Annotated in this window: 15 protein-coding genes and 1 pseudogene; 1 reads left to right on the plus strand and 15 read right to left on the minus strand. The window is 69.8% G+C overall.

The features are described from left to right. Window positions 1-6: 6 nt before the first annotated feature. From recQ to NEH16_RS13230, 15 genes and pseudogenes are all read right to left on the minus strand, one after another. Window positions 7-2,083 (minus strand): annotated as a pseudogene (gene recQ / locus NEH16_RS13160) (DNA helicase RecQ). 140 nt (window positions 2,084-2,223) lie between these two features. Continuing rightward, window positions 2,224-3,888, minus strand: a complete 1,665-nt coding sequence (gene nuoN / locus NEH16_RS13165) for an NADH-quinone oxidoreductase subunit NuoN (protein WP_265542239.1) — start codon at window positions 3,886-3,888, stop codon at window positions 2,224-2,226. Next, a complete protein-coding gene (locus tag NEH16_RS13170; RefSeq protein ID WP_073964523.1) occupies window positions 3,885-5,456 on the minus strand; it encodes an NADH-quinone oxidoreductase subunit M in 1,572 nt (523 codons plus the stop codon). Before NEH16_RS13170 ends, nuoN begins: the two co-directional genes overlap by 4 nt. Window positions 5,457-5,460: 4 nt before the next feature. Continuing rightward, entirely contained in the window at window positions 5,461-7,407 is a 1,947-nt protein-coding gene (gene nuoL, locus NEH16_RS13175; protein ID WP_073964524.1) for an NADH-quinone oxidoreductase subunit L, read from the minus strand. A 14-nt stretch (window positions 7,408-7,421) separates the two neighbouring features. Continuing rightward, the gene (gene nuoK / locus NEH16_RS13180) at window positions 7,422-7,721 is read right to left on the minus strand and encodes an NADH-quinone oxidoreductase subunit NuoK (RefSeq protein WP_018101339.1); all 300 of its coding nucleotides are present in this window, start codon (window positions 7,719-7,721) and stop codon (window positions 7,422-7,424) included. Next, the gene (locus tag NEH16_RS13185; RefSeq protein WP_265542246.1) at window positions 7,718-8,548 is read right to left on the minus strand and encodes an NADH-quinone oxidoreductase subunit J; all 831 of its coding nucleotides are present in this window, start codon (window positions 8,546-8,548) and stop codon (window positions 7,718-7,720) included. The genes nuoK and NEH16_RS13185 overlap by 4 nt, the downstream gene beginning before the upstream one ends. Further along, window positions 8,545-9,240 carry an NADH-quinone oxidoreductase subunit NuoI gene (gene nuoI / locus NEH16_RS13190; RefSeq protein WP_265542248.1) on the minus strand — a complete coding sequence of 232 codons (696 nt, stop codon included), beginning with the start codon at window positions 9,238-9,240 and terminating at the stop codon, window positions 8,545-8,547. The genes NEH16_RS13185 and nuoI overlap by 4 nt, the downstream gene beginning before the upstream one ends. Continuing rightward, window positions 9,233-10,636, minus strand: coding sequence for an NADH-quinone oxidoreductase subunit NuoH (gene nuoH, locus NEH16_RS13195; RefSeq protein ID WP_073964527.1), 1,404 nt, complete (start codon window positions 10,634-10,636; stop codon window positions 9,233-9,235). Before nuoH ends, nuoI begins: the two co-directional genes overlap by 8 nt. Next, entirely contained in the window at window positions 10,633-13,140 is a 2,508-nt protein-coding gene (locus tag NEH16_RS13200) for an NADH-quinone oxidoreductase subunit G (protein WP_265542251.1), read from the minus strand. Before NEH16_RS13200 ends, nuoH begins: the two co-directional genes overlap by 4 nt. Further along, window positions 13,137-14,504, minus strand: a complete 1,368-nt coding sequence (gene nuoF / locus NEH16_RS13205; protein ID WP_265542254.1) for an NADH-quinone oxidoreductase subunit NuoF — start codon at window positions 14,502-14,504, stop codon at window positions 13,137-13,139. The genes NEH16_RS13200 and nuoF overlap by 4 nt, the downstream gene beginning before the upstream one ends. Continuing rightward, window positions 14,501-15,316, minus strand: a complete 816-nt coding sequence (nuoE, locus tag NEH16_RS13210; protein ID WP_073964530.1) for an NADH-quinone oxidoreductase subunit NuoE — start codon at window positions 15,314-15,316, stop codon at window positions 14,501-14,503. Before nuoE ends, nuoF begins: the two co-directional genes overlap by 4 nt. Window positions 15,317-15,345: 29 nt before the next feature. Continuing rightward, entirely contained in the window at window positions 15,346-16,668 is a 1,323-nt protein-coding gene (locus tag NEH16_RS13215; protein WP_018101346.1) for an NADH-quinone oxidoreductase subunit D, read from the minus strand. Next, on the minus strand, window positions 16,668-17,378 hold the full coding sequence (locus tag NEH16_RS13220) for an NADH-quinone oxidoreductase subunit C (protein WP_265542258.1): 711 nt from the start codon (window positions 17,376-17,378) through the stop codon (window positions 16,668-16,670). Before NEH16_RS13220 ends, NEH16_RS13215 begins: the two co-directional genes overlap by 1 nt. Beyond that, complete coding sequence (locus tag NEH16_RS13225) at window positions 17,375-17,929, minus strand: NuoB/complex I 20 kDa subunit family protein (protein WP_073964532.1); 555 nt, start codon at window positions 17,927-17,929, stop codon at window positions 17,375-17,377. Before NEH16_RS13225 ends, NEH16_RS13220 begins: the two co-directional genes overlap by 4 nt. An 18-nt stretch (window positions 17,930-17,947) precedes the next feature. Continuing rightward, window positions 17,948-18,307, minus strand: a complete 360-nt coding sequence (locus tag NEH16_RS13230; RefSeq protein WP_003967084.1) for an NADH-quinone oxidoreductase subunit A — start codon at window positions 18,305-18,307, stop codon at window positions 17,948-17,950. A 772-nt stretch (window positions 18,308-19,079) separates the two neighbouring features. Here NEH16_RS13230 and NEH16_RS13235 point away from each other — a divergent pair. After that, a complete protein-coding gene (locus NEH16_RS13235) occupies window positions 19,080-19,913 on the plus strand; it encodes a C40 family peptidase (RefSeq protein WP_073964533.1) in 834 nt (277 codons plus the stop codon). The last annotated feature ends 5 nt before the right edge of the window (window positions 19,914-19,918 follow it).

A 19,918-nucleotide genomic window follows, 5' to 3' on the forward strand; every position in this document is an offset into this window, starting at 1 on the left:
ACGCTCTCACTCGTACTCCGGGGGCTCCTCGTCCCAGCCGAACTCGGCGTCGTCGTAGGCGGACGGCGGGGCGGGACGGGGGGCGGCCGGGCGGGGGCGGGCTTCGCGGCGGGGGCGGGTGCGGGGCGGGGGCCGGGGTCGGGGCGGCCGGGGTTTCGCCGGTCGCAGGGGGCTCAGGGGTGTCCAGGCCGGCCAGGACCTCCAGGACCCCCTCCCCGTACGTCGCCAGCTTCTTCTCGCCCAGGCCGCTGATGCCGCCCAGCTCGCCCAGCGTCGTCGGGCGGATCGTGGCGATCTCGCGCAGGGTGGCGTCGTGGAAGATCACGTAGGCCGGGAGGCCCAGCTCCTTGGCCTGGGCGGCCCGCCAGGCGCGCAGGGCCTCGAAGACGGGGACGGCCGTCTCGGGGAGGTCGGCGGCGGCCGCCGCCTTCGGCTTGCGCTCGCCCCGGGCGGACGACGACGACCGGGAGGCCGTCGGCTTCTTCGGCTCCTTGCGGAGCTGGACCTCGCGCTCGCGGCCCAGGACCGCGCCGCTCGCCTCCGTGAGGACCAGCGTGCCGTACTCGCCCTCGACGGCGATGAGGCCTTGGGCCAGGAGCTGGCGGACCACGCCGCGCCACTCCGCCTCGGACAGGTCCTCGCCGATGCCGAAGACCGACAGCTGGTCGTGGTCGAACTGGATGACCTTGGCCGTGCGGCGGCCGAGCAGGATGTCGATGATCTGGCCCGCGCCGAACTTCTGGCCGCGCTCCCGCTTCAGCCGGACCACCGTGGACAGCAGCTTCTGCGCGGACACCGTGCCGTCCCAGGTCTCCGGCGGGGTGAGGCAGGTGTCGCAGTTGCCGCAGGAGGCGGTCGTCGGCTCCTGGCCGAAGTACGTGAGGAGCTGGGCGCGGCGGCACTGGGCCGTCTCGCAGAGGGCGAGCATCGAGTCCAGGTGCGAAGCGGCCCGGCGGCGGAACGCCTCGTCGCCCTCGCCGCCCTGAATGAGCTTGCGCTGCTGGACGACGTCCTGGAGGCCGTACGCCATCCACGCCGTGGACGGGGCGCCGTCGCGGCCGGCCCGGCCGGTCTCCTGGTAGTAGCCCTCGACGGACTTCGGGAGGTCCAGGTGGGCGACGAAGCGGACGTCCGGCTTGTCGATGCCCATGCCGAAGGCGATCGTCGCGACGACGACCAGGCCCTCCTCGCGCAGGAAGCGGGACTGGTGGGCCGCGCGCGTCCCGGCGTCGAGCCCCGCGTGGTACGGGACGGCCTCGATGCCGTTGCGGCAGAGGAATTCGGCGGTCTTCTCCGTGGACGCGCGGGAGAGGCAGTAGACGATGCCCGCGTCCCCGGCGTGCTCCTCCTTCAGGAAGGCGAGCAGCTGCTTCTTCGGGTCCGCCTTGCCCACGATCCGGTACTGGATGTTGGGCCGGTCGAAGCTGGCCACGAAGTGCTTGGCGTCGGGCATGCCGAGCCGCTGGGTGATCTCCCGGTGCGTGGCGTCCGTCGCCGTCGCCGTCAGGGCGATGCGCGGCACGTCCGGCCAGCGCTCGCCGAGCACCGACAGGGCGAGGTAGTCCGGGCGGAAGTCGTGGCCCCACTGGGCGACGCAGTGCGCCTCGTCGATGGCGAAGACGGAGACCTCGCCCCGGGCCAGCAGCGCCAGCGTGGAGTCCAGCCGCAGCCGCTCCGGGGCCAGATACAGCAGGTCCAGCTCGCCCGCGACGAACTGCGCCTCCATCGAGCGGCGCTCGTCGAAGTCCTGCGTGGAGTTGATGAAGCCGGCCCGGACGCCGAGCGCCCGCAGCGCGTCGACCTGGTCCTGCATGAGGGCGATCAGCGGGGAGATGACGACGCCGGTGCCCCGCCGGACCAGGGCCGGGATCTGGTAGCAGAGGGACTTGCCGCCACCGGTGGGCATGAGCACGACGGCGTCCCCGCCGGCCACCACATGCTCGACGATCGCCTCCTGCTCGCCGCGGAACGCCTCGTAACCGAAGACGCGGTGCAGGGTGCGCCGCGCCTCGCTCTCGGCCGTGGCGGCGGCTCCGCCCGTGCTCACATCCGTGGTCATGCCCGTCACGCCCGTCCCGCTCATCGCTCTGTCCCCCGATACCGGTCCCGCTGCGTCCCAGCGCTCCCCTGCCACCATAGGCGCCGCCTCCGACAACGCCGGACGGGCTTGACTTCCCGAGGGAAGGCCAAGCCCGTCCGGCGTTGTCGTACAGCCGTCTCCGGCTACCTCACGAACGTCCCGGCCTGGCCCGCCAGGTCCAGGAAGTACTGCGGGGCCACACCCAGGACCACGGTCACGGCCACGCCGACCGCGATCGTCGTCATCGTCAGCGGGGACGGGACGGCGACCGTGGGGCCGTCCGCCTTCGGCTCGCTGAAGAACATCAGCACGATGACCCGGATGTAGAAGAACGCGGCGATCGCCGAGGAGATCACACCGACCACCACCAGGCCGCCCGCGCCGCCGTCCGCCGCCGCCTTGAACACCGCGAACTTCCCGGAGAAGCCCGAGGTCAGCGGGATACCGGCGAAGGCCAGCAGGAACACCGCGAAGACCGCGGCGACCAGCGGCGAGCGACGGCCGAGCCCGGCCCACTTCGACAGGTGCGTCGCCTCGCCGCCCGCGTCCCGCACCAGCGTGACGACGGCGAAGGCGCCGACCGTCACGAAGGAGTACGTTCCGAGGTAGAAGAGGACGGACGAGATGCCGTCGGGGGTGGCCGCGATCACACCGGCCAGGATGAACCCGGCGTGCGCGATCGAGGAGTACGCCAGCAGCCGCTTGATGTCGGTCTGCGTGATCGCGACGACCGCGCCGCCCACCATCGTGACGATCGCGACGCCCCACATGACCGGCCGCAGGTCCCAGTTGAGCCCGGGCAGCACCACGTACAGCAGGCGCAGCAGCGCGCCGAACGCGGCGACCTTCGTCGCGGCGGCCATGAAGCCGGTGACCGGGGTCGGGGCGCCCTGGTAGACGTCCGGGGTCCACATGTGGAAGGGGACGGCGCCGACCTTGAAGAGCAGGCCGGTCAGGATCATCGCGCCGCCGATGAGCAGCAGCGCGTCGTTGCCCATGGTGTCGGCGAGCGCCGGGTCGATCTTCTGGATCGAGCCGTCGACCACGCTCGCGATCCGGGCGTACGAGACGGAGCCCGCGTAGCCGTAGAGGAGGGCGATCCCGAACAGCAGGAACGCCGAGGAGAACGCGCCGAGCAGGAAGTACTTCACGGCCGACTCCTGCGACATCAGCCGCTTGCGGCGGGCGACGGCGCACAGGAGGTACAGCGGGAGGGAGAAGACCTCCAGGGCCACGAACAGCGTCAGCAGGTCGTTGGCCGCCGGGAAGACCAGCATGCCCGCCACCGAGAAGAGGACGAGCGGAAAGACCTCGGTGGTGGTGAACCCGGCCCGGACCGCGGCCTTCTCGCTGTCGCTGCCGGGCACCGACGCGGCCTGCGCCGCGAAGGAGTCGACCCTGTTTCCGTGCGACTCGGGGTCGAGCCGCCGTTCGGCGAACGTGAAGACCGCGACCAGGGACGTCAGCAGGATGACGCCCTGGAGGAACAGGGCCGGTCCGTCGACCGCGATGGCGCCCATCGCGGCGATGTGTGCCTTGGTCGTCCCGTAACCGCCGGCCGCGAGGCCGACCACCGCGGCGAACGCGGCGACCAGCGCGACGACGGTCAGGAAGACCTGCGTGTAGTAGCGGGCCCGGCGCGGCACGAACGCCTCGACGAGCACGCCGAGGACGGCGACGCCGATCACGATCAGGACCGGGGTCAGCTGGGTGTACTCGATGACCGGGGCCGTGAACTTCTCGTCCGGTGCAGCGGATGTCACCCCGCCCGCCGTCGTCCACAGGCTGTGGACAGCTGTTGCGCTCACTTGGCGGCCTCCACCTCGGGCTGGGGGTCCTTCTTCTGTACGTCCGACATGGTGTGCCGCACCGCCGGGTTGACGATGTCCGTCAGCGGCTTCGGGTAGACACCCAGGAAGAGCAGCAGCGCGATCAGCGGGACGACCACCACGAGCTCACGGGCCTTGAGGTCCGCCATACCCTGCACCTCGGCCTTGACCGGGCCGGTCATGGTGCGCTGGTAGAGGACCAGGACGTAGATCGCGGCGAGCACGATGCCGGTGGTGGCGATGATGCCGACCGCCGGATACGCGGCGAACGCGCCGACCAGGACCAGGAACTCGCTGACGAACGGGGCGAGCCCCGGCAGCGACAGCGTGGCCAGGCCGCCGATCAGGAAGGTGCCGGCCAGGACCGGGGCCACCTTCTGCACCCCGCCGTAGTCCGCGATGAGGCGCGAGCCGCGCCGGCTGATCAGGAAGCCCGCGACCAGCATCAGCGCGGCCGTCGAGATCCCGTGGTTGACCATGTACAGCGTCGCGCCGGACTGGCCCTGGCTGGTCATCGCGAAGATGCCCAGGATGATGAAGCCGAAGTGCGAGATGGACGCGTAGGCGATCAGCCGCTTGATGTCGCGCTGGCCGACCGCGAGCAGCGCTCCGTACACGATGCTGATCAGCGCCAGGACCAGGATCACCGGCGTCGCCCACTTGCTGGCCTCCGGGAAGAGCTGGAGGCAGAAGCGGAGCATCGCGAAGGTGCCGACCTTGTCGACCACGGCGGTGATCAGCACGGCGACCGGGGCGGTCGCCTCCCCCATGGCGTTGGGCAGCCAGGTGTGCAGCGGCCACAGCGGGGCCTTCACCGCGAAGGCGAAGAAGAACCCGAGGAACAGCCACCGCTCGGTGCCGGTCGCCATGGAGAACGTGCCGTTGGCCCGGGCCTCGGCGATCTCGGAGAGCGAGAACGAGCCCGCGACCACGTACAGGCCGATCACCGCGGCCAGCATGATGAGGCCGCCGACCAGGTTGTAGAGGAGGAACTTCACCGCCGCGTACGAGCGCTGGGCCGCCGCGTTCTCGTCGCTGCCGGTGTGCGCCCGGTCCCCGAAGCCGCCGATGAGGAAGTACATCGGGATGAGCATGGCTTCGAACAGGATGTAGAAGAGGAAGACGTCGGTGGCCTCGAAGGAGAGGATCACCATCGCTTCGACCATCAGGATCAGGGCGAAGAAGCCCTGGGTCGGGCGCCAGCGCGAGGAGTTCGTCTCCAGGGGGTCGGCGTCGTGCCAGCCGGCCAGGATGACGAACGGGATCAGCAGGGCGGTGAGCGCCATGAGCGCCACGCCGATGCCGTCGACGCCCAGCTCGTAGCGGACGCCGAAGTCCTTGATCCAGGCGTGCGACTCGGTGAGCTGGAAGCGGTCGCCGCCGGGCTCGAAGCGGGCGAGCGCGATGCCGGCCAGGACGAGCGTGGCCAGCGAGAAGAGCAGCGCCAGCCATTTGGCGGCGGTGCGCTTGGCGGCCGGGACGGCGGCGGTGGCCACCGCGCCGATCGCCGGGAGCGCCGCCGTCGCTGTCAGGAGGGGAAAGGACATGTGATCAGACCGCCCTCATCAGCAGGGTCGCGGCGATGAGAACCGCCGTACCGCCGAACATCGAGACCGCGTAGGAGCGGGCGTAGCCGTTCTGCAGCTTGCGCAGCCGGCCGGAGAGCCCGCCCATGGACGCGGCCGTGCCGTTGACGACGCCGTCGACCAGGGAGTGGTCGACGTAGACCAGGGAGCGCGTCAGGTGCTCGCCGCCGCGGACCAGGACGACGTGGTTGAAGTCGTCCTGGAGGAGATCGCGGCGCGCGGCCCGGGTGAGCAGGGAGCCGCGCGGGGCGGCCACCGGCACCGGCTTGCGGCCGTACATCGCCCAGGCGATGGCGACCCCGATGACGAGCGCGACCATGGTGGCCGCGGTGACGGTCGAGGCGCCGATCGGGGCGTCGCCGTGGTCGTGGCCGGTGACCGGCTCCAGCCAGTGCAGGAAGCGGTCGCCGATCGAGAAGAAGCCACCGGCGAAGACCGAGCCGAAGGCCAGCACGATCATCGGGATCGTCATGGACTTCGGGGACTCGTGCGGGTGCGGCTCCGCGTGCTCGCCGCGCGTCTCGGCGGCGGGCTCGACGTCCGGCGCGTCCGGGGACGGCGTCGCCGTGCGGCGCCAGCGCTCCTCGCCGAAGAAGGTCATCAGCATCACGCGCGTCATGTAGAACGCGGTGATCGCGGCGCCGAGCAGGGCCACGGAGCCGAGGATCCAGCCCTCGGTGCCGCCCTTGGCGAACGCCGCCTCGATGATCTTGTCCTTGGAGAAGAAGCCGGAGAGGCCGGGGAAGCCGATGATCGCGAGGTAGCCGAGACCGAAGGTGACGAAGGTGACCGGCATGTACTTCCGCAGGCCGCCGAACTTCCGCATGTCCACCTCGTCGTTCATGCCGTGCATGACCGAACCGGCGCCGAGGAAGAGCCCGGCCTTGAAGAAGCCGTGCGTCACCAGGTGCATGATCGCGAAGACGTAGCCGATGGGGCCGAGCCCGGCGGCCAGGATCATGTAGCCGATCTGCGACATCGTGGAGCCGGCGAGGGCCTTCTTGATGTCGTCCTTCGCGCAACCGACGATCGCACCGAACAGCAGCGTGACCGCGCCGACGACCACGACGACCGTCTGGGCGTCCGGGGCGGCGTTGAAGATCGCGCCGGAGCGGACGATCAGGTAGACACCGGCGGTGACCATGGTCGCGGCGTGGATGAGGGCGGAGACCGGGGTCGGGCCCTCCATCGCGTCACCGAGCCAGGACTGGAGCGGCACCTGGGCGGACTTGCCGCAGGCGGCGAGCAGCAGCATCAGGCCGATCGCCGTCAGCTTGCCCTCGCTCGTCTCGCCGGTCGCCTCCAGGACGGGTCCGTACGCGAACGTGCCGAAGGTGGTGAACATCAGCATGATCGCGATCGACAGGCCCATGTCGCCGACGCGGTTGACCAGGAACGCCTTCTTCGCGGCAGTCGCCGCGCTGGGCTTGTGCTGCCAGAAGCCGATGAGCAGGTACGAGGCGAGGCCGACGCCCTCCCACCCGACGTACAGCAGCAGGTAGTTGTCGGCGATGACCAGGATCAGCATCGCCGCCAGGAACAGGTTCAGATAGCCGAAGAAGCGGCGCCGGCGCTCGTCGTGCTCCATGTAGCCGATCGAGTAGATGTGGATCAGCGTGCCCACACCGGTGATCAGCAGGACGAAGGTCATCGACAGCTGGTCGAGCTGGAAGGCCACATCGGCCTGGAAGCCCTCGACCGGAATCCAGCTGAACAGCTTCTGGTGCAGCGCCCGGTCCTCGGCGCCCTTCCCCAGCATGTCGGTGAAGAGCACCACGGCCACGACGAACGAGGCGGCGGCGAGCAGGGTGCCGAGCCAGTGCCCGGCGCGGTCGAGGCGCCGGCCGCCGCACAGCAGCACCGCCGCTCCGAGCAGGGGCGCCGCGACGAGCAGCGCAATCAGGTTCTCCACAGTGCAAACGCCCCTTACAGCTTCATCAGGCTGGCGTCATCGACCGAGGCCGAGTGGCGGGAACGGAACAGCGACACGATGATCGCGAGCCCGACCACGACCTCCGCGGCGGCGACGACCATCGTGAAGAAGGCGATGATCTGGCCGTCGAGATTGCCGTGCATCCGGGAGAAGGTCACGAACGCGAGGTTGCAGGCGTTGAGCATCAGCTCGACGCACATGAACACCACGATCGCGTTCCGCCGGATCAGGACCCCGGCCGCGCCGATGGTGAACAGCAGGGCGGCGAGATAGAGGTAGTTGACCGGATTCACTTGGCGACCTCCTCCTCTTCTTCGGTGTCCCGGCCCAGCCGCTCACCGGAGCGCTGCTCCAGTGCCTTGAGGCCGGCCAGTGATTCCTGGGACACGTCACGCATCTGGCCGCGCTTGCGCAGCGTGCTCATGACGGTCAGCTCGGACGGGGTGCCGTCGGGGAGCAGGCCCGCGATGTCCACCGCGTTGTGCCGGGCGTAGACGCCGGGGGCGGGCAGCGGCGGGAGGTGGTTGCTCCGCACGCGGTCCTCGGACATCTCCCGCTGGGTCCTGGCCCGTTCGGTGCGCTCGCGGTGCGTGAGCACCATCGCGCCGACGGTCGCGGTGATCAGCAGGGCGCCGGTGATCTCGAAGGCGAAGACGTACTTGGTGAAGATGAGGCTGGCGAGCCCCTCCACGTTTCCGCCGTGCACGGTGTTGGCGGTGCCCAGGCCGTTGAAGCTCTTCAGCGAGGCGTTGCCGATACCGGCGATCAGGAGGACACCGAAGCCGATGCCGCATCCGGCGGCCAGCCAGCGCTGGCCCTTGATCGTCTCCTTCAGCGAGTCCGCCGCCGTGACGCCGACGAGCATGACCACGAAGAGGAACAGCATCATGATCGCGCCGGTGTAGACGACGATCTGCACGATGCCGAGGAAGTACGCCCCGTTGGCGAGGTAGAACACCGCGAGGATGATCATCGTCCCGGCGAGGCTCAGCGCGCTGTGCACGGCCTTCCTCATGAGGACGGTGGACAGGGCGCCGATCACGGCGACCGTGCCGAGCACCCAGAACTGGAACGCCTCGCCGGTCGAGGTCTGCGAGGCCGCTGCGGCCAGGCCGCTCATGCGTCCACCTCCTGCTCGGCGCCGTTGTTCCGGGCCTCGTCTTCCGGCTTCTCGCCCTTGGAGACGGCGAGCTGACGCTCCGTACCGGGGGCGGCCTCGGTGACCAGGCCCCGGTAGTAGTCCTGCTCGTCCATGCCGGGGAAGATCGCGTGCGGGCTGTCGACCATGCCTTCCTCCAGGCCCGCGAGCAGCTCGTCCTTGGTGTAGATGAGGCTCTCGCGGGTGGTGTTGGCGAGCTCGAACTCGTTGGTCATCGTGAGCGCCCGGGTCGGGCACGCCTCGATGCACAGTCCGCAGAGGATGCAGCGCGCGTAGTTGATCTGGTAGACGCGGCCGTAGCGCTCCCCCGGGGAGTAGCGCTCCTCGTCGGTGTTGTCCGCGCCCTCCACGTAGATCGCGTCGGCGGGACAGGCCCAGGCGCACAGCTCGCAGCCGACGCACTTCTCCAGCCCGTCCGGATGGCGGTTGAGCTGGTGGCGGCCGTGGAAGCGGGGCGCCGTCACCTTCGGCGTCTCCGGATACTGCTCGGTGAGCCGCTTCTTGAACATGGCCTTGAAGGTCACGCCGAAGCCGGCCACCGGGTTGTGGAACTTGTCCTCCGAGGACTGGGAGGACTGCGACGCCGTCGACCCCGTCGGGCCGGTGGACTTCGCCGGCCTCCTGGACCCCGGCGCATCAGGCAGTTCAGACACCGTCGGCCTCCTTTCCGTCACTCGGATTTCCGTCACTCTGAGTATCCACCCCGCCACTGACAACGAGCTCCCGCTCGCGTCGCGGCCGGCGCCGGGGCACCGGCGGCAGGGTCTGCCCGGGCAGCGGCGGCACCGGGAATCCGCCCGCCATCGGGTCGAACGCCGGCTCGGGCCCGGCCTGTTCGGCGGCGGCCTTGTCCTTCTTGTCGCGGAACATGTCGGCCACGAAGGAGATCAGCAGCACCGCGATCACGGCACCCGCCACGTAGAGCAGGATCTTGGAGAAGTCGTAGCCCTCGTTGCGCAGCGCCCGTACGGTCGCGACCAGCATCAGCCAGACGACGGAGACCGGGATCAGGACCTTCCAGCCGAGCTTCATCAGCTGGTCGTAGCGGACGCGGGGCAGCGTGCCGCGCAGCCAGATGAAGAAGAACAGCAGCAGCTGGACCTTGACGACGAACCAGAGCATCGGCCACCAGCCGTGGTTCGCGCCCTCCCAGAAGGTGCTGATCGGCCACGGGGCCCGCCAGCCGCCCAGGAACAGGGTCGTGGAGACGGCCGAGACGGTGACCATGTTCACGTACTCGGCGAGCATGAACATCGCGAACTTGATCGACGAGTACTCGGTGTTGAAGCCGCCGACGAGGTCGCCCTCGGACTCCGGCATGTCGAACGGGGCGCGGTTGGTCTCACCGACCATCGTGACGATGTAGATGATGAACGAGACCGGCAGCAGGATGATGAACCAGCGGTCCTGCTGCGCCTCCACGATCTTCGACGTCGACATCGACCCGGAGTAGAGGAACACCGAGGCGAACGCGGCGCCCATCGCGATCTCGTACGAGATCATCTGCGCGCAGGAGCGGAGCCCGCCGAGCAGCGGATACGTCGAGCCGGACGACCAGCCGGCGAGCACGATGCCGTAGATGCCGACCGAGGCGACCGCGAGGATGTACAGCATCGCGATCGGCAGGTCGGTGAGCTGCATCGCCGTACGGTGACCGAAGATCGAGACCTCGTTGTCCGAGGGCCCGAAGGGGATCACCGCGATGGCCATGAACGCGGGGATGGCGGCGACGATCGGGGCGAGGACGTAGACGACCTTGTCCGCGCGCTTGACGATGACGTCTTCCTTCAGCATCAGCTTGATGCCGTCGGCGAGCGACTGGAGCATGCCCCAGGGGCCGTGCCGGTTGGGGCCGATGCGCAGCTGCATCCAGGCGACGACCTTGCGCTCCCACACGATGGAGAAGAGCACGGTCACCATCAGGAACGCGAAGCAGAAGACGGCCTTGATGACGACGAGCCACCAGGGGTCGTTGCCGAACATCGACAGGTCCTCGGCGGCGAGCACCGCACCGTGCGGTGCGGCGGCCAGTTGAGCGAAGGCGGTCACGCCCGCACCTCCGGTGTGACGTCGGGAGTACCGGCAGCGGCGGGGCCGATCCGGACCAGGCCGCCGGGGCGGGCCCCGGTCGTGGCCGGCACGCCCCGCCCGGCCGAGTTCAGCGGCACCCAGACCACGCGGTCCGGCATGTCGGTGACCCGGAGCGGGAGTTCGACGCTGCCCGCCGGGCCGGACACCGCCAGCAGGTCGCCGTCCTTGACCCCGCTCTCCGCGGCCGTGGCGGCCGACAGCCGGGCCACCGCCTCGTGCCGGGTCCCGGCGAGCGCGGTGTCGCCCTCCTGGAGGCGGCCCAGGTCGAGCAGCATCCGGTGGCCGGCCAGGATCGCCTCGCCGTCGCCGGGCCGGGGCAGCGGCTGCGCGGAGACGCGGGGGTCGTCCGCGTACCCGCCCTGCCAGCCGCCGAGGCGGTCCAGCTCGCGGCGGGCAGCCTTCAGGTCAGGCAGCGCGAAGTGCACGTCCATCGCATCGGCCAGCATGTGCAGGACGCGGGCGTCACCCGGGGCGAGGTTCCGCGTCATCTGGTCGGGCTTCAGCGCGGCCTCGAACATCCGCGCCCGGCCCTCCCAGTTGAGGAAGGTCCCGGACTTCTCGGCGACCGCGGCCACCGGGAACACCACGTCGGCGCGGTCGGTGACCTCGCTCGGCCGCAGCTCGAAGGAGACCAGGAAGCCGACCCGGTCCAGGGCCTCCAGGGCCCGCGCCGGGTCCGGCAGGTCCTCGGTCCCGACCCCGGCGACGACCAGCGCGCCCAGCTCACCGGTGGCCGCGGCCTCGATGATCTGGCCGGTGTCGCGGCCGAAGCGGGACGGGAGTTCGGCGACGCCCCACGCGGCGGCGACCTCGTCCCGGGCACGCGGGTCGGTGGCCGGGCGGCCGCCGGGCAGCAGCGACGGGAGCGCGCCCGCCTCCACCGCGCCGCGTTCGCCCGCCCGGCGCGGGATCCACACCAGCCGGGCCCCGGTCGCGGTCGCGGCCCGGACCGCGGCGGTCAGCCCGCCGGGCACCCCGGCCAGCCGCTCGCCGACCACGATCAACGCGCCCTCGGCGCGCAGGGCCTCGGCCGCGGCGGCGCCCTCGCCCTCCAGGCCGACCCCGCCCGCGATGGCGTCCAGCCACTCGGTTTCGGTGCCCGGCGCGGCGGGAAGCAGCGCGCCCCCGGCCTTCACCAGGCCCCTGGTCGCGTGCGAGGCGACGGAGAAGGTGCGCTGCCCGTGCTTGCGGTGGGCCTTGCGCAGCCGCAGGAAGACCCCGGGGGCCTCCTCCTCCGACTCGAAGCCGACCAGCAGCACGGTCGGCGCCTTCTCCAGGGAGGTGTACGTGACACCGGACCCGTCCAGGTCCTTGCCGCGCCCCGCGACGCGGGAGGCCAGGAAGTCGGCCTCCTCGTCGCTGTGGACCCGGGCCCGGAAGTCGATGTCGTTGGTGTTCAGGGCGACCCGGGCGAACTTGCTGTACGCGTAGGCGTCCTCGACGGTCAGCCGGCCGCCGGTGAGGACGCCGGTCCGGCCGCGCGCGGCGGTCAGGCCCTCGGCCGCCGCCGCCAGGGCCTCGGGCCAGCTCGCCGGTTCCAGTTCGCCGGACTCGCCCCGGACGAGCGGGGTGGTGAGGCGGTCGCGCTGCTGGGCGTAGCGGAAGCCGAAGCGCCCCTTGTCGCAGAGCCATTCCTCGTTGACCTCGGGCTCGTTGGCCGCGAGGCGGCGCATGACCTTGCCGCGCCGGTGGTCGGTGCGGGTGGCGCAGCCGCCGGCGCAGTGCTCGCACACGGACGGCGTCGACACCAGGTCGAAGGGGCGCGAGCGGAATCGGTACGCCGCCGAGGTGAGCGCCCCGACCGGGCAGATCTGGATGGTGTTCCCGGAGAAGTACGACTGGAACGGGTCGCCCTCGCCGGTGCCGACCTGCTGGAGCGCGCCGCGCTCGATCAGCTCGATCATCGGGTCGCCGGCCACCTGGTTGGAGAACCGGGTGCAGCGCGCGCAGAGCACGCAGCGCTCACGGTCCAGCAGCACCTGGGTGGAGATCGGCACGGGCTTCTCGTACGTCCGCTTCTTGCCGTCGAAGCGGGAGTCCGGGTCGCCGTGCGACATCGCCTGGTTCTGGAGCGGGCACTCGCCGCCCTTGTCGCAGACCGGGCAGTCCAGCGGGTGGTTGATGAGCAGCAGCTCCATCACACCGCGCTGCGCCTTGTCGGCGACGGGCGAGGTGATCTGCGACTTGACGACCATGCCGTCGGTGCAGGTGATGGTGCAGGACGCCATCGGCTTGCGCTGTCCCTCGACCTCGACGATGCACTGGCGGCAGGCGCCGGCCGGGTCGAGGAGCGGGTGGTCGCAGAACCGGGGGATCTCGATGCCGAGGAGTTCGGCGGCGCGGATGACCAGGGTGCCCTTGGGCACGCTGATCTCGATGCCGTCGATGGTCAGCGTGACCAGGTCCTCGGGCGGGATCGCCGCTTCGCCGCCCCCGGAGGGCGCACTCGTGGTGACTGTCATGCGTTCACCCCCTGGTGAGCGTTCTTGTCGTCGGCCCAGAGGGTCGACTTGGCGGGATCGAAGGGGCAGCCCTTGCCGGTGATGTGCTGCTCGTACTCCTCGCGGAAGTACTTCAGCGAGGAGAAGATCGGCGAGGCGGCGCCGTCGCCGAGGGCGCAGAACGACTTGCCGTTGATGTTGTCGGCGATGTCGTTGAGCTTGTCGAGGTCGGACATCTGGCCCTTGCCGGCCTCGATGTCGCGCAGCAGCTGGACGAGCCAGTAGGTGCCCTCGCGGCAGGGGGTGCACTTGCCGCAGGACTCGTGCGCGTAGAACTCGGTCCAGCGGGTGACGGCCCGCACCACGCAGGTCGTCTCGTCGAAGCACTGGAGCGCCTTGGTGCCGAGCATGGACCCGGCGGCGCCGACGCCCTCGTAGTCGAGGGGCACGTCGAGGTGTTCGTCGGTGAACATCGGGGTGGAGGAGCCGCCGGGGGTCCAGAACTTGAGGCGGTGGCCGGGGCGCATGCCGCCGCTCATGTCGAGCAGCTGGCGCAGCGTGATCCCGAGCGGCGCCTCGTACTGGCCGGGGCCCGCGACATGGCCGCTGAGCGAGTAGAGCGTGAAGCCCGGGGACTTCTCGCTGCCCATCGACTTGAACCAGTCCTTGCCCTTGTTCAGGATCGCGGGAACCGAGGCGATGGACTCGACGTTGTTCACCACAGTGGGGCAGGCGTACAGACCGGCGACCGCGGGGAAGGGGGGACGCAGCCGGGGCTGGCCACGCCGTCCTTCGAGAGAGTCGAGCAGCGCGGTTTCCTCACCACAGATGTACGCACCGGCGCCCGCGTGCACCGTGAGTTCCAGATCGAGCCCCGAACCCAGGATGTTCGTCCCCAGATATCCCGCCTCGTACGCCTCTCGAACGGCCTCGTGCAGCCTGCGCAGCACGGGGACGACCTCACCGCGCAGGTAGATGAACGCGTGCGACGACCGGATCGCGTAACAGGCGATCACGATGCCCTCGATGAGGCTGTGCGGGTTGGCGAAGAGGAGCGGGATGTCCTTGCAGGTCCCCGGCTCCGATTCGTCGGCGTTGACGACGAGGTAGTGCGGCTTGCCGTCGCCCTGCGGGATGAACTGCCACTTCATGCCGGTGGGGAAGCCGGCGCCGCCGCGTCCGCGCAGACCGGAGTCCTTGACGTACGCGATGAGGTCGTCCGGGGACATGGTGAGGGCCTTGCGCAGTCCCTCGTACCCCTCGTGGCGGCGGTAGGTGTCCAGGGTCCAGGACTCCGGCTGGTCCCAGAAGGCGGACAGGACGGGCGCGAGCAGCTTCTCGGGGCTGGTCCCGTTCTGGTCGATTTCGGTGGCCAACGTCATCACTCCCCCTCCTCGGCTGCGGGTCCGGCCGGGTGGTCCGGGTCGGATGCCGAGGTCTGCTGCGGCGCGTCGTGGGAGCTGAGGTGCTCGGCGCCCTTCTGCGGCCGGTCGGTGGGCGCCTCGCCGCGCGGGCTGACGACGCGGGCCTTGGGTGCGGCCTCGCCCTTGGCCAGCTTGAGGCCGATCAGCGAGGCGTGGCCGGCGCCGCCGGTGGCCTCGACGGCGCCGGGGCGCTCGTCGGGGAAGCCGGCGAGGATGCGCGCGGTCTCCTTGTACGTGCACAGGGGCGCGCCGCGGGTGGGTTCGACGGTGCGGCCGGCGATGAGGTCGTCCACCAGCTGGGTGGCGCTCTCCGGGGTCTGGTTGTCGAAGAACTCCCAGTTGACCATCACGACGGGCGCGAAGTCGCAGGCGGCGTTGCACTCGATGTGTTCGAGCGTGACCTTGCCGTCCTCGGTCGTCTCGTCGTTGCCGACGCCGAGGTGCTCCTTGAGCCGGTCGAAGATCGCGTCGCCGCCCATCACCGCGCAGAGCGTGTTGGTGCAGACGCCGACCTGGTAGTCGCCGCTGGGCCTGCGGCGGTACATCGTGTAGAAGGTGGCGACCGCGGTGACCTCGGCGGTGGTGAGGTCGAGCATCTCGGCGCAGAAGGCCATGCCCGTACGCGAGACGTATCCCTCCTCGGACTGCACGAGGTGCAGCAGCGGCAGCAGCGCGGAGCGGCTGCCGGGGTAGCGGGCGATCACCTCCTTCGCATCCGCTTCGAGCCTGGCGCGCACCTCGGCCGGGTAGGCGGGGGCGGGGAGCTGCGGCATCCCCAGACTGACTTCCTGACGTGCTTCGGTCACCGGTCGACGCCTCCCATCACGGGGTCGATGGATGCGACGGCGACGATGACGTCGGCGACCTGGCCGCCCTCGCACATCGCCGCCATGGCCTGGAGGTTGGTGAAGGACGGGTCGCGGAAGTGGACCCGGTAGGGGCGGGTCCCGCCGTCCGAGACGACGTGCACGCCGAGTTCGCCCTTGGGCGACTCGACGGCGGTGTACGCCTGTCCGACGGGGACCCGGAAGCCCTCGGTCACCAGCTTGAAGTGGTGGATCAGGGCCTCCATGGAGGTGCCCATGATCTTCTTGATGTGGTCCAGCGAGTTGCCCAGGCCGTCCGGGCCGAGCGCGAGCTGCGCGGGCCAGGCGATCTTCTTGTCGGCGACCATGACCGGTCCGGGTTCGAGCCGGTCGATGCACTGCTCGATGATCCGCAGCGACTGGCGCATCTCCTCCAGGCGGATGAGGAAGCGCCCGTAGGCGTCGCAGCTGTCGGCGGTGGGGACCTCGAAGTCGTAGGTCTCGTAGCCGCAGTACGGGTCGGTCTTGCGCAGGTCGTGCGGGAGGCCCGCCGAGCGCAGGATCGGGCCGGTGGCGCCGAGGGCCATGCAGCCGGTGAGGTCGAGGTAGCCGACGTCCTGCATGCGGGCCTTGAAGATGGGGTTGCCGGTGGCGAGCGCGTCGTACTCCGGCAGGTTCTTCTTCATGGTCTTCACGAACTCGCGCAGCTGGTCGACCGCGCCCGGGGGCAGGTCCTGGGCGAGGCCGCCGGGGCGGATGAACGCGTGGTTCATGCGGAGCCCGGTGATCAGCTCGAAGAGGTCGAGCACCAGCTCCCGGTCGCGGAAGCCGTAGATCATGATCGTGGTGGCGCCGAGCTCCATGCCGCCGGTGGCGATGCACACCAGGTGCGAGGAGAGCCGGTTGAGCTCCATCAGGAGCACGCGCAGGACGGTGGCCCGGTCGGGGATCTGGTCCTCGATGCCGAGCAGCTTCTCGACGCCCAGGCAGTACGCCGTCTCGTTGAAGAACGGCGTCAGGTAGTCCATGCGCGTGACGAAGGTGGTGCCCTGCGTCCAGCTGCGGAATTCGAGGTTCTTCTCGATGCCGGTGTGGAGGTAGCCGATGCCGCAGCGGGCCTCGGTGACGGTCTCGCCGTCGATCTCCAGGATGAGCCGGAGCACGCCGTGCGTGGACGGGTGCTGCGGGCCCATGTTGACGATGATGCGCTCGTCGTCGGAGGCGGCGGCGTTCTCGACGATCTCGTCCCAGTCGCCGCCGGTGACCGTATATACAGTCCCCTCGGTCGTGGCGCGGGGCGTTGCGTGGGGAGTGGTCATCAGGAGTACGACCTCCGCTGGTCCGGAGCCGGGATCTGGGCGCCCTTGTACTCGACGGGGATGCCGCCGAGCGGGTAGTCCTTGCGCTGCGGGAAGCCCTGCCAGTCGTCCGGCATCATGATCCGGGTGAGGGCGGGGTGCCCGTCGAAGACGAGCCCGAAGAAGTCGTACGCCTCGCGCTCGTGCCAGTCGTTGGTCGGGTAGACCGGGACCAGCGAGGGCAGGTGCCGGTCGTCGTCCGGCGTGGAGACCTCCAGCCGGATCAGCCGGCCGTGGGTGAGCGAGCGCAGGTGGTAGACCGCGTGCAGCTCGCGGCCCTTGTCGCCGGGGAAGTGGACGCCGCTGACGCCGGTGCACAGCTCGAAGCGGAGCGCCGGGTCGTCGCGCAGGGTCTTCGCCACGGCGACCAGGTGCTCGCGGGCGATGTGGAAGGTCAGCTCGTCCCGGTCGACCACCGTCTTCTCGATGGCGTTCTCGGGGACGATGTCCTGCTCCTCCAGGGCGCCTTCCAGCTCGTCGGCCACCTCGTCGAACCAGCCGCCGTAGGGGCGGGAGGAGGCGCCGGGGAGGGCGACCGTACGGATGAGGCCGCCGTAGCCGGAGGTGTCGCCGCCGTTCTCGGCGCCGAACATGCCCTTCCGTACGCCGATGACCTCGCCGTGCTCGTCGCGCGGGGCGGGGACGGCGGAGCCGTTCTGCTCGTCGCTCATCGCAGGAGCCCCTTCATCTCGATGAGAGGCAGGGCGTTGAGCGCCGCTTCCTCCGCCTCGCGGGCGGCTTCCTCGGCGTTGACCCCGAGCTTGGAGCCCTGGATCTTCTGGTGCAGCTTGAGGATCGCGTCCATCAGCATCTCGGGCCGCGGCGGGCAGCCCGGCAGATAAATATCAACCGGGACAATGTGATCGACACCCTGAACAATGGCGTAATTGTTGAACATTCCGCCCGACGATGCGCAAACGCCCATGGAGATGACCCACTTGGGGTTCGGCATCTGGTCGTAGACCTGTCGCAGGACGGGGGCCATCTTCTGGCTCACCCGCCCGGCCACGATCATCAGGTCCGCCTGCCGCGGCGAGCCGCGGAAGACCTCCATGCCGAAACGGGCCAGGTCGTAACGGCCTGCCCCGGTGGTCATCATCTCGATGGCGCAACAGGCGAGGCCGAAGGTGGCCGGGAAGACGGAGGACTTCCGCACCCAGCCGGCCGCCTGCTCGACGGTGGTCAGAACGAAGCCGCTCGGCAGCTTCTCTTCGAGTCCCATGGTGTGCCCCTCAGCCCCTCAGTCCCATTCCAGACCGCCGCGCCGCCACACATACGCGTAGGCGACGAAGACGGTGAGCACGAAGAGCAGCATCTCCACGAGCCCGAAGATCCCCAGGGCGTCGAAGCTGACCGCCCAGGGATAGAGGAAGACGATCTCGATGTCGAAGACGATGAAGAGCATCGCCGTCAGGTAGTACTTGATGGGAAAGCGGCCGCCTCCGGCCGGCGTGGGTGTCGGTTCGATACCGCACTCGTACGCTTCGAGCTTTGCCCGGTTGTACCGCTTGGGGCCGATAAGCGTGGCCATGACCACGGAGAAGATCGCAAACCCTGCCCCGAGGGCGCCGAGCACGAGGATGGGCGCGTAGGCATTCACGCTCCTCGCTCCTTCCAGTCGTCCTTGACCGTTGGACCGCATCGGGCGAACCGGCTCCCCGCCTCACCAAGATCGTGCACATGTGAGGCAGTTCACAAGCCCGACTGCCCCGCATCCTATGCCCGCCGTCCTGTGATCTGCGACACGGGGGTCACCAACGTCTTTGTGATCTCCACCACCTGACGAACGATCATGAAGTCGGATGAGCGGTGATCTTCGTACACGAAGCGGCCGAGTGATCACGAGAGGTGACATCTGCTGTCGTTCTCGCTGGTCAAAGGGGTGTCGCACTATCAAGCCACGGCGCTGCGCGCAAAATTGGCGATGGACACGATGGGGTGATAAAGGGATCTGCCCCACTCTGGGGCCGTGCGGGCCGGGATGGGGTGACCGGGGGCGCGGGCCGGACAGGGGTCACTCGCGCGAGGGTTCACACGGAACGAAGTGGACGCGGGCCGCGGACGCGGACCGCCGCCTCCCGTGCCGAGTCCTCGTATGCCCACCACAGCAGGACCATGCTGTGAGCTGCATCACTTCACATCAGCCGTTATAGAAGCGGGCTTGGCCAACAGTGTGAACGGGTGGTAAGCGGCGGGCAATTCGGGCGTATTGCTGAAAACCCGTGATCACGGCCATGATCGCGACTGCCCGATTTGCCCGTTACGGCGTCAATAAAGGCCGTCAGAAAGCGGATTCACAGATTCCGGACGTAACTGTGTCGCAACACACGTTTCTTGATGGGACCCCGCGCGCCCTGATAGCGCTAGTACCCATGTCCCACACCGCTCACATACCCAGCCACCGGAAGCCCCGCCGAAACGCCTCGACGACGGCGCTGCGGGCCGGAGTTGCCGGTGGCGTCCTCAGCACCATCGCGGTCGCGGGTGCCGCGGGCCCGGCCCAGGCCGAACCGGTGACCCAGACGATCGAGATGCCCACCATCACGGCGGGACTCTCCACCACCGTCGCCGCCACCGCCGAGGCGACCCAGCAGGTCGCCCTGGACCTGGAGACGCAGGCGCAGGAGGACGCGGCGGCCAGCAGCGCCGCCAAGGACGCCAAGAAGGCCAAGGCCGAGGCCGTCCGCAAGGCCGAGGCCAAGAAGAAGGCCGAGGCGGCCGCCAAGGCCAAGGCGGAGGCCGCCGAGCGCGCCTCCCGCGACGCCGCGCGCACCACCCTCCAGAAGTCCACCGGCTCCTCGTCGTCCGGCTCCACCAACGCCGCCACGACCTCGTACTCCTCCAACGCCACCGGCTCCGCGGCCTCCGTCGTCGCGTTCGCCCAGGCGCAGGTGGGCGACGCGTACGTGTCCGGCGGCACCGGCCCCAACTCGTGGGACTGCTCGGGGCTGGTCCAGGCCGCGTTCCGCACGGTGGGCGTCGACCTGCCGCGCGTCTCGCAGAGCCAGTCCACCGCCGGCACCCAGGTCTCGCTGAGCAACCTCCAGCCGGGCGACATCCTGTACTGGGGCGGCGCGGGCAGCGCGTACCACGTCGGGATCTACGTGGGCGGCGGCCAGTTCGTCGGTGCGCAGAACTCCTCCACCGGTGTGGTGCAGCGCCCGCTGGACTACGACATGCCGACCGGCGCGGTCCGCGTCCTCTAGCGGCG

Origin of the sequence: Streptomyces drozdowiczii, assembly GCF_026167665.1 — a bacterium.
Taxonomy (GTDB): Bacteria; Actinomycetota; Actinomycetes; order Streptomycetales; family Streptomycetaceae; genus Streptomyces; species Streptomyces drozdowiczii_A.